The organism is Chloroflexota bacterium (assembly GCA_018648225.1).
In the GTDB taxonomy this organism is placed as follows: domain Bacteria; phylum Chloroflexota; class Anaerolineae; order Anaerolineales; family UBA11858; genus NIOZ-UU35.
Genome location: JABGRQ010000095.1, coordinates 2,178 through 4,682, shown reverse-complemented (window position 1 = coordinate 4,682; position 2,505 = coordinate 2,178). Strand labels below are relative to the sequence as shown.

Sequence of the window (2,505 nt, the reverse complement as noted above, 5' to 3'; positions counted from 1 at the left end):
CAGGCATACGAAATCGTTTGCGTGGCCTTGGAGCCGAGTTGATTTGGGTAGATATTGGGCATTTTGAAATCGCAGATAAACGAATTGAGGAACAACTTGTTGAAGTTTGGGGTTCAAAATGGGTAGGCGGTGCCAATGTGCGGCGAGCGTATGGCGATGCTCGGCGAGCTTCGTTATTAGAAATCGGACGTGCTGAAGCTGAGGCGGGTATTATTATGAGTATTCTGGAAGCTATTGGCGATTTGGATGAAGATACTTCTCATGAACGCATTCGTACCATTATTTTGACGAGAACCGCCCAATTATTAGACGGGATGTCTGGAAGTGATTTATCTATGTGGAGGGGGATGCAACCACCGCGCGAATTGCCTCCGCCGCGTGGGTGATTTCTCCGGGGATAATTAAATGACAAAAGAGCTAAAATTCACGCTCGAAGAAGCGCACAAAAACCTGAACAGAGATTCTGAGAGTGCGGTTGGCAAAACCATTAAAAAAATGCTTTCAGAGATTGACGAGATGATAAAAACACAGAAATTCTCGTCAGCCTGGGCCTATATCGAGCAAACGATCCGGGTTTGCGATAACTTTGGTGTCTGTGCAGAAATGGCTGAGGCGCGTGTGGAATGTGCTTGTGATATTTATGAATTGGGGTATTTAGAACGGGCTGTGGAGTATTTAAACCAGGCTATCGAGCGATATTGCCCCGATCAACATGGGACTGCAGTGACATTATGGATTTTGGGATGCATCTACTGGGAACTTCCTGCTGAACGCGATAATGCGATTAATGTATGGCGGCGGAGTCGAAGCATTATCCGCAGCCTTCTAGCCGATGATTATTTTATGGCTTCTGAGAAAAAAACGTGGTACGAGGAGCGATATGAAGAAATGGGGTTTGATCTGGAAAAAATGACTTTTCAGAGCGAAAAACCCGCCGTTGCGGATAAGCGAAAAAATACCGATGCGCAAGATGCCGAGCAGGCTTCTTCTGCTGCAGATTCTGATGCGGCTGGAGATGAAGCTTGGCCGAGAAATAAAGCTCCACGAGGTAAAAATAAACAATCATCAAATACCCGTCTGAAGAAGGCATTCCTAAAATGGTGGCCGGTTTTGAGTGAAATTCCGGCGGGCATTCCCATCGGACTTCTTTTGGATAACCCAGAATACTGTAGCAATCTTGAGGTTGGTCAACTTCAAATTGATGATCTTCTGTATCAAGTGCATGATATTCATGGCGAATCCGCCTCGATTGCGATTGATCTGCGGATAAATTATTTTGTGTTGCGTGTTACGGGCGATAGCATGAATAAGGCCGAGATCAACGATGGCGATTATGTCTTGCTTCGCAGTGGTGATGCTGCCAACTCAAATGATATTGTGGCGGTTGAAATTCACGATGTGGATGCGCAAAGTACGTTGAAACGATTTATTGTGCAAGATAGAAAGTTTATTTTTCGCCCCGAGAGCCACAACCCAATTCATCAGCCTCACGAATTCCGAGAAGGTGATGATAGCGAAAAGCAATACCTTATTCGCGGTTCTGTGGTGGCAATATTGAAACCGATTGGTTCGTAATATAATTAGCCGTATGAATACACAAAAATACTTTGAATATGCCCCTGAAGTTTCGAAAGCCAAACAGAGTGCTGCACCGCTGGTAGCGTTGGAGACTACGGTGCTGACCCACGGTTTGCCTTACCCGCAGAATGTGCAGTTAGCGCAGAATATGGAACCCGAAGTTCGCAAGCATGGCGCCACCCCGGCGACGATTGGTATTTTGGATGGCTTGATTCATGTGGGCATGAGTGCAGACCAAATTGAGCGTATGATTAATGCCAAAAAACTACGAAAAATCAGCCGCCGCGATTTCGCGCCCGCGATTGCCCGTAAAGAGAGCGGGGGCACGACCGTAGCAGGCACGCTGATTGCCGCACACGCCGCGGGGATACCAGTCTTCGCTACGGGCGGCATTGGCGGGGTGCATCGCAGCCCGGCTTTTGATATTTCTGCCGATTTGCCCGAACTTTCGCGCACGCCGGTGATCGTGGTTTGCGCCGGGGCCAAGTCGATTTTGGATTTGCCAGCCACGCTCGAATATCTTGAGACCGCGGGCGTGCCCGTGGTTGGCTATCAGACGGATGAGTTCCCGGCGTTTTTTGCGGCATCCAGCGGATTGCCGGTGAGCGTGCGTGCGGACTCGCCCGAAGAAGTCGCCGCATTGGCCGATGCGCACTGGTCCCTGGGGATTGGCAGCGCGTTGCTCGTGGTTGCGCCACCCCCGAGCGAGTCCGCTTTGCCTGCCGGGGATGTGGAAAATGCCATTGCGCAGGCGCTCCTTGAAGCCGAGCAGCAGCAGGTGCGCGGTCAGGCCGTCACCCCGTTTTTATTGGAACGTGTGAGTGAACTTACTGGAAAAGAAAGTCTCGAGACTAATCTGGCGTTGCTGCTCAACAATGCCCGCATCGCGGCGCAAATCTCGGTTGCGTATGCGCGTTTGAAAAATCC

General features: G+C 49.8%; 3 protein-coding genes. All 3 read left to right on the top strand.

The annotated features are described in order from the left end of the window. Nucleotides 1–17 precede the first annotated feature (17 nt). Nucleotides 18–386, top strand: a complete 369-nt coding sequence (locus HN413_08560) for a hypothetical protein (protein MBT3390448.1) — start codon at nt 18–20, stop codon at nt 384–386. Nucleotides 387–405: 19 nt separating this feature from the next. Then, on the top strand, nt 406–1,575 hold the full coding sequence (locus HN413_08555) for a hypothetical protein (GenBank protein MBT3390447.1): 1,170 nt from the start codon (nt 406–408) through the stop codon (nt 1,573–1,575). A 13-nt stretch (nt 1,576–1,588) separates the two neighbouring features. Continuing rightward, the coding region (locus HN413_08550; GenBank protein ID MBT3390446.1) for a pseudouridine-5'-phosphate glycosidase at nt 1,589–2,505 on the top strand (917 nt) is incomplete at its 3' end.

Excerpts from the sequence above, each read along its gene's own strand:
- HN413_08555 (MBT3390447.1), top strand. The coding sequence starts at position 406 with ATGACAAAAGAGCTAAAATTCACGCTCGAAGAAGCGCACAAAAACCTG.